Annotated in this window: 8 protein-coding genes; 7 read left to right on the top strand and 1 reads right to left on the bottom strand. The window is 49.2% G+C overall.

The window, feature by feature from the left end:
- From HLUSI_RS31950 to HLUSI_RS29870, 6 genes are all read left to right on the top strand, one after another.
- Positions 1–904, top strand: a 904-nt coding sequence (locus HLUSI_RS31950; RefSeq protein WP_157137952.1) for a DODA-type extradiol aromatic ring-opening family dioxygenase, incomplete at its 5' end; no start/stop codon positions are given.
- Positions 895–1,689: an alpha/beta fold hydrolase gene (locus HLUSI_RS29875; RefSeq protein WP_016835791.1), complete on the top strand. Its 795-nt coding sequence runs from the start codon at positions 895–897 to the stop codon at positions 1,687–1,689. The genes HLUSI_RS31950 and HLUSI_RS29875, both read left to right, overlap by 10 nt.
- A 169-nt stretch (positions 1,690–1,858) precedes the next feature.
- On the top strand, positions 1,859–2,674 hold the full coding sequence (locus HLUSI_RS0120845) for an aspartate dehydrogenase (RefSeq protein ID WP_016835790.1): 816 nt from the start codon (positions 1,859–1,861) through the stop codon (positions 2,672–2,674).
- Complete coding sequence (locus tag HLUSI_RS31945; RefSeq protein ID WP_083831013.1) at positions 2,671–2,988, top strand: non-heme iron oxygenase ferredoxin subunit; 318 nt, start codon at positions 2,671–2,673, stop codon at positions 2,986–2,988. Before HLUSI_RS0120845 ends, HLUSI_RS31945 begins: the two co-directional genes overlap by 4 nt.
- A gap of 73 nt (positions 2,989–3,061) precedes the next feature.
- Entirely contained in the window at positions 3,062–4,357 is a 1,296-nt protein-coding gene (locus HLUSI_RS0120840) for a Rieske 2Fe-2S domain-containing protein (protein WP_029363840.1), read from the top strand.
- Positions 4,358–4,383: 26 nt separating this feature from the next.
- Positions 4,384–5,583, top strand: a complete 1,200-nt coding sequence (locus tag HLUSI_RS29870; protein ID WP_016835788.1) for an NAD(P)/FAD-dependent oxidoreductase — start codon at positions 4,384–4,386, stop codon at positions 5,581–5,583.
- Between the two features lie 128 nt (positions 5,584–5,711).
- On the opposite strand, the gene HLUSI_RS0120830 is transcribed toward HLUSI_RS29870, so the two are convergent.
- Positions 5,712–6,410 (bottom strand): GntR family transcriptional regulator, encoded by a 699-nt coding sequence (locus HLUSI_RS0120830; protein ID WP_162098086.1) that lies wholly within the window; start codon positions 6,408–6,410, stop codon positions 5,712–5,714.
- 232 nt (positions 6,411–6,642) lie between these two features.
- Between HLUSI_RS0120830 and HLUSI_RS0120825 the strand changes: the two genes are divergently transcribed.
- Positions 6,643–7,041: 2-keto-4-pentenoate hydratase (locus HLUSI_RS0120825; RefSeq protein ID WP_029363839.1), on the top strand; the 399-nt coding region annotated here is incomplete at its 3' end.

The raw sequence follows: 7,041 nt of genomic DNA, 5'->3' as shown, positions 1-7,041 counted from the left end.
AAAAAAAAAAAAAAATATTTTTGCATTGCATGACTTTGATGGCAAACGTGTTCAGTACGATGAGCTGTTGGCTAAGGCAGATCCCGCGATCGTGAAAGAGATTGCTCCTGACGTGATGGCGCGTCGCCATGAAGCAAATCAAAAAGCCATGGTTGAATTGAATCGTCGCCTGGATGCGGTTTCTCCGGATCTTGTCATTGTTCTGGGTGACGATCATAAAGAAGTATTCAATGACGACAATATGCCGGCGCTTTCGATCTTCTGTGGAGATACTCTTCCCTATAAGCCGCAAGGCATCATGAAGTGGAAGTACGATCCACGCCTTAACCAGGATCTCTGGTACCCCCAAGAAGAAAAAGAATATCCAATTGATTCGAAGAATGCACTTCGACTGATTGGTGATCTGATGAACAACGGCTTTGATCTGGCGCACTCCCGCTATCTCGCTCCAGAACAAGGCATGAGCCATTCCTTCGGCTATGTCTACTACAAGATCATGACTAACAAGATCTATCCTGTTATTCCGATCAGCATGAACACCTACTATCCACCGACTCAAGTTACGCCGCGTCGTTCATATCAGTTGGGACAGGCTCTTCGTAAGGCGGTCGAGGCGTGGCCGGAAGATCTCAAGGTTGCCATTATTTCCACCGGAGGTCTTAGTCACTTTGTCGTGGATGAAAAATTTGACCGTGAGTTCTTGGACGTAATGGCATCCGGGAAAATTGACGGACATCTGGATATCCCACTTGAAAAGCTTCAATCAGGAAATTCTGAATTCCGGTGTTGGTCTGCCTTGGCCGGAGCTGTGGAGGGGATGAAGATGGACCTGATCGACTATGTTCCTTGCTATAGAAGTCCAGCAGGAACGGGTTGCGGTATGGCCTTCGCAACTTGGCAATAACACAGGGGAATAACTTGCCTCATGTTTCTATCGGCGACAGCCAAATCTATTATGAAATTCATGGAGAGGGGCCGGACATGGTCCTTCTCCATGGAGTTGGAGGGAATCACGCTAGCTGGTTTCCTCAGATAGCGGCGCTTCAAGCGCAATTTCGTCTGGTGACGATTGACGCGCGAGGATTCGGAAAATCAACAGATGCTGAAGGGGCAGGTAGAGATAAGTTCGTAGATGATCTCGACTTTGTCTGGAAAGCGCTAGGACTGAAAAAAGCCATTTTGCTAGGACAATCGATGGGAGGCGGCACTGCGGTTGCATTCTCGTGTCGCTTCCCCGAGAGAGTCAAGGCTCTTGTTCTCGCAGATACGCTGGTTGGAATCACACTCCCTCCCTGGCTCAAGTCGTTAATGGATCCAGTGATAAAGGAGACCTCTACGTTATCTCAGGTGGAGCGAGTTCTTGGCGAGACAACGAGGAAAATTCGGTCGGAACGTGTGACGCTATATACGCAGATCGCGGGATTTAACAGTGTGGGACTGAAGACCTTGGTTGGAGTGCAAGAGACACATAGCATTGAAGAATTGGCCGCCACGAAACTTCCTGTTCTCTTCTTGCTAGGTTCCGAGGACGTATTGTTTCCTCCTGAAATTGCACGACAAGTTCATAACCAGATTCCGAATTCAATGTTTGTTGAGATCGAAAAGTCAGGGCACTCAGCACATTTTGAGACACCCGAACTTTTTAATGCGCACCTCATTGAAATGCTGAAGGTGGCAAAAGTAATTTAGTAGGTGCTACTTTGGAACGCAAAAATCCTCTTTCTTTCAGCAGCGCTTGATGGTTGCCTGCGATGTATTGAGTCGCTCCATTCACGGGTGGCGAAAGTAGCCTGTTGAAGTTGCACACAGAATTTTTAAGATCAAATCACGCACTAGTGCGTATCGATAAGGGTTAGACATGAACACGAAGTTGCAACGGCTAAAGGTCGGTATCGCGGGATTGGGAACGATCGGAAAGTCACTAGCTATGGCGCTGGACAAAGGCATGCCCGGTCTGGAACTTCATGCCGTAGCAGTTAGAGATCCGGCAAAGAGTGCGCAATGGCGAGAGATGCTGATCAATCCTCCCATGATTGTGGACTTTGATCGCCTGGCAGAGTGTGACATCGTAGTTGAATGTGCCCCCGCATCACTCATGTCGGATATCGCAACCCCTGTTCTGCAAGCAGGAAAGAAGCTGGTGGTATTGAGCTCGGGGGCTTTACTTGAGCGTCCCGAGCTTCTTCAATTGGCTAAAGATAAAGCCGCGCAAATTATCGTTCCTACGGGTGCTTTGTTGGGACTGGATGCGGTGACGGCCGCAGCTGAGGGGGTTATTCATTCGGTAAAGATGGTAACAAGAAAGCCGGTACGCGGCCTTCTGGGCGCTCCCTATCTAGAAAAAAATAATATCAAGATAGACGGAATCACGGCGCCTACGAGAATTTTCTCTGGTACTGCTCGTGAAGCGGCGGTCGGTTTTCCCGCCAATCTGAACGTTGCTGTTGCACTCTCTCTGGCAGGAATTGGGCCAGATCGCACGCTGTTGGAAATTTGGGCTGATCCATCGCTTGAGAGAAATACACACACCATTTCGGTGGATGCGGATTCAGCGTCGTTTTCCATGACGATTGAAAATATTCCGACCGACAATCCAAAAACGGGTCGCATTACTGCGCTGAGTATTATCTCTTTGCTTCGAAAAATTGGAGCGCCGATGCGGGTGGGCTCATGAGCAAAAAAGTATTTCTATGTAAGAGCAGCGACATACGTGATGGTGTGCCGTTTCAGGTTTGTCCCAAAAATTACGACGACCCATTTTTGTTGCATAAGGTGGGTGGAGAGCTGTTCCTCACAGATGATCTGTGCACGCATGGCCTGGTTTCTCTATCGGACGGAGAGCTTGTGGGAACAACGATTCATTGTCCACTTCATGGCGGCGCTTTTGATGTCAGAAATGGTAATGCGGTAGAACTGCCCTGTAAGAAGGCATTGAAGACATATCCGGTAGAAATAGTGGATGGCGACGTGTTTGGTTCAATTGAGTAGAAATTCGATAGAGCCTTGTAATGAAAGCACTGGGGCGTTAATTGCTCAATTGAGGTTATAGAGAGGAAATATTATGTTTACAAAAGCTGACAATGAAAAGCTCACCCGTGTTGGTCCTGGAACGCCGATGGGTAAGGCATTTCGTCGGTTCTGGATGCCTTTCCTGATGCCAGAGGAGTTGGCCAATCGAGATGGCGCCCCTGTTCGCGTTCGATTGCTGGGGGAAGATCTGATTGCATTCAGAGATAGTGAGGGCAAGCTTGGTCTTTTGGATCGCTATTGCCCACACAGACAAGTCGATTTGTATTTTGGCAGAAACGAGCAATGTGGCCTGCGCTGCGTGTATCACGGTTGGAAATTTGACACCAGCGGCAACATTGTAGATATGCCAGCTGAGCCAGCCAACACCCCTTTGAAAGATGAACTGAAAATCAAGTCGTATCCGATTGTTGAATGGGGCGGTCTGATTTGGGCATACATGGGCGAGCCAGAGCATATGCCAGAAGTTCCTCCAGAAATCGAATGGGGACTGGTTCCGGATTCTCATCGGCATATTACCAAGCGCCTTCAGGAGACGAACTATGCGCAAGGTGTTGAAGGCGGAATTGATTCGAGCCATGTCGGGATCTTGCACAGCCTGTTGGATGAGGACACTGAAATTCCTTTCCGGAAGCGTCAGATCTCTCCTAACTCGGCTATTCCCTATCTCGCATCCGACACTGCGCCGCGCTTTTTTGTTCGCCATACGGACTACGGGATGGCAATTGGCGCTCGTCGAAATGCAGAAGACGATGACTATTATTGGAGAATCACCCAATTCCTCTCGCCGTTCTACACGATGATCGCACCTAATAAGCCTGGTGGTCCGATTATGGGGCACGCATGGGTGCCATTGGATGACGAGAATTGTTGGTTGTTCACTATGACATGGAATGCCACTCGTCCTTTGGAGCCTGATGAGCTGGATCACGGCAGTGTACATACCGCAGTCATACCCGACGGTTCTTATCGTCCACTGGTCAATCGTACAAACGACTACGGTCGAGATCGCGAACATCAGCGACTGCGAAGCTCCACGGGGATTCAGGGAATCGGTATGCAGGATACGGCGATTCAGGAAAGCATGGGACCCATAGTTGACCGCTCCAGGGAAAATCTGGGATCGGGTGATTCCGCGATTGTGGGTTTCCGCAAATCTCTGCTGCGCATGGCAACTGACATGGAGAGTGGGATTGATCCGGCGCCACCAAAAAATCCGGATTGGTACAGGGTGCGATCAGTTGCAATTATTTTGGAGAAGGGCGTTGATTTTCTCCAGGGGGCAACGGATCAGTTAAAGGCAATTCAGCCTGAAAAGCATAGTGCATAGTTAGTCGTCACATGAATGAGTTACCCATGAGAGATACTGTTTTTTCAGGAGACGAGGTTCGTCCTGTCGTTATCGTTGGATCGGGCCTGGCTGCCGTCTCAGCGCTGGAGGGCATGCGCGAAGCTGGCTATTCGGGACCGGTCGTTATGGTTGGTGAAGAGCGACAGATGCCTTACGACAGGCCACCATTATCCAAGATGGTCTTAAGCGAAATAGGCGCGGAGGACAAGATTTTTTTGCGTGATCAATCCGCATATGATGCCTTGGGTGCAACCATGCTTTTAGGCAGGAGCGTTATCAAAATTGAGGCCGGCAATCGTGAAGTAAGCTTGGATGATGGTACTCGACTGCCGTATGAAAAGCTGCTTTTGGCGACAGGATCGCGGCCTCGCATATTGCAAGGACTTTCGCCGAGTGATCCCGGAGTGTTCTACTTGCGTACGCTTGATGACTCAATTGCTCTGCGTGCCGCCTTGAAGGATGCCAGCAGTTTGGTGGTCATCGGAGGTGGGGTAATCGGATTGGAAGTCGCTGCCGTTGCTGTCAAGGCGGGAGTAAGCACGACTGTGATCGAGGCTGGAAATCGTCTGATGGCTCGCGCGGCAACACCGCAACTAAGTGCGCTACTGGAGAAAGTGCATCGTCAAAATGGCGTAAATGTGCTTTGTGGCGCATCACCTACAGGATTCGCTTTCTTCAATAATCTGCATGCGATCTCAATGGCAGACGGTACTGTGTTAGAGGCTGATTTACTGGTGGTAGGTATTGGCGTCGTTCCAGAAACTTCACTGGCCAGCGCTGCAGGGATTGAGTGTGGGCCGGCGGGGATCGTTGTCGATGGTATGGGAGCCACCAATGTCGAACACATATACGCTGCCGGTGAAGTTGCACATCATTTTAATGCTGGTAGCGGTGGTCATGAGCGGCAAGAAAACTGGCATCATGCAGCGGCCCACGGCAAGCACGTTGGGATGTCCATGATTGCGCCAACTGATGCATATCGCGAGATCAGCGGATATTGGTCAGATCAGTATGATTTGAACGTGCAGGTCTTTGGCTCCGTGGCCGGTGATAAAGACGTTGTTCGAGGTGATATCGAGGCAAAGTCATTCTCGGTTTTTCATTTGCTCAATGAAACCGTCATCGGTGTGACCGCTGTAAATGCACCGAAGGAATTGCGCACCGGAAAACAATTGGTGCGTTCAAAGGGGCAGTTGTCGAATTAGACAAGTAACTCATGTACGACATCACCTGCATGTGTTGGCTGTGTGCCACTTGCAGGCATTAGTTAGCTCTATCGTACGACCAGGAAACTGATCTGATTTTGCTCAGATCAGTTTCTTTATCTGCATTTTTATGTCGTGACAGCGTCCGCAGTGGACGGTGTCTTGGACATTTCTTTTTGACGTGGATCAACAAATTTCTCTATCAAGGCCGTCATATATTCTCGTGTTGCTTTTTCAGCAGCATCGCCGTCTCGGGCCTCTAAAGCGACTAGCAGTTTTTCATCATGGAACAGAGCAAGCGCACGATTGGTTGGATCTTTATAAAAATCATTTCTAGCCGCAAGAAATTGATCTTCCAGCATTGTGGCGCAGCGTGTTAATGGTTCGTTTCGGCACATTTTTCGCCAAGTAATCCTGAATTGATAATTCGCCTCCACAAAACTATTAAAACGATTGGATTGATGTGATTGCTGGCCTTTTTCCAACGCCTTAAATAGGGTTTTCAATTCATCCGCCGTTCCCTCTGATGCAGCGTGTCGAGCTACACGAGGGTCAATAAGGAGGTGCGCCTCCAGGCGATCTGCTAAAGATTTCGATGTATCGGTCGGCAGCATGAATCCACGTTCGCCGCTAATGATAAGTCCATCGCGCGCCAATTGAAAAAGAGCTTCTCTTACAGGAGTGCGCGAAACGCCGTACTTTTTTGCGAGTTCTACCTCTAGAAGTCTTCCGCCGGCGCCTATTTCGCCGGTGCGAAGTTCAAGCCGGATAGCGTCATAAATCTGTTCTCGCAGAGGAGCGCTTTGAATGATGGTTGGACGTGCCATGGTGACTTTTAGCCTCTCAGCTTGGGGATTATTGATTGCGAGTAGAGCCTCTTGGCTCGCTACGAACACAAGTTTAAACGAATTATCCAATAGATAAAAATAAATCGTCTTCGGTTGACAGTGTACTGTACTCTGTATACAGTATTCACATAGTGCGTTTGAAACACACGCGGCGCGGAATCTCATGCGTGGGGTTCCTTTACGAATTTTCATCAACCTCGGATTTAAGCCTATGTCTCAAGTCGTCAATCTCCAGGAGGTTGCGCAGCAACTTCGGGCCGCATATCGCGCGGGGCCTATTGATCCCATATCTTCATCCGTTGGTCAGAGTGAGGTTGCGGCCGCGTATGAAATCCAACTGATCAACACGCTGTTCTTTCAGGAGCAAGGGCGCCAGGTCATCGGAAAAAAGATCGGGTTGACGTCGCTGTCGGTTCAGAAGCAGTTGGGTGTTGATCAACCTGATTTTGGTGTGTTGTTCAGTGACATGCAGATTGCTGACAAAGGCTCGGTGCAAATCAAAGATCTGATTCAGCCGAAGATCGAGGGAGAAATCGCGATTGCGTTCTCGGTTGACATGAATGTATTGCCGAACTCATTGAGTGAACTTGTTGAGGCAATTGCATGGATA

The organism is Herbaspirillum lusitanum P6-12, assembly GCF_000256565.1.
GTDB classification, from domain to species: domain Bacteria; phylum Pseudomonadota; class Gammaproteobacteria; order Burkholderiales; family Burkholderiaceae_D; genus Herbaspirillum; species Herbaspirillum lusitanum.
Note: the sequence above shows the minus strand (reverse complement) of the source record. Positions and strands in the feature narration are given on the sequence as shown.

Excerpts from the sequence above, each read along its gene's own strand:
- HLUSI_RS0120845 (WP_016835790.1), top strand. The coding sequence starts at position 1,859 with ATGAACACGAAGTTGCAACGGCTAAAGGTCGGTATCGCGGGATTGGGA.
- HLUSI_RS29870 (WP_016835788.1), top strand. The coding sequence starts at position 4,384 with ATGAGAGATACTGTTTTTTCAGGAGACGAGGTTCGTCCTGTCGTTATC.
- HLUSI_RS31945 (WP_083831013.1), top strand. The coding sequence starts at position 2,671 with ATGAGCAAAAAAGTATTTCTATGTAAGAGCAGCGACATACGTGATGGT.
- HLUSI_RS0120830 (WP_162098086.1), bottom strand. The coding sequence starts at position 6,410 with ATGGCACGTCCAACCATCATTCAAAGCGCTCCTCTGCGAGAACAGATT.
- HLUSI_RS0120840 (WP_029363840.1), top strand. The coding sequence starts at position 3,062 with ATGTTTACAAAAGCTGACAATGAAAAGCTCACCCGTGTTGGTCCTGGA.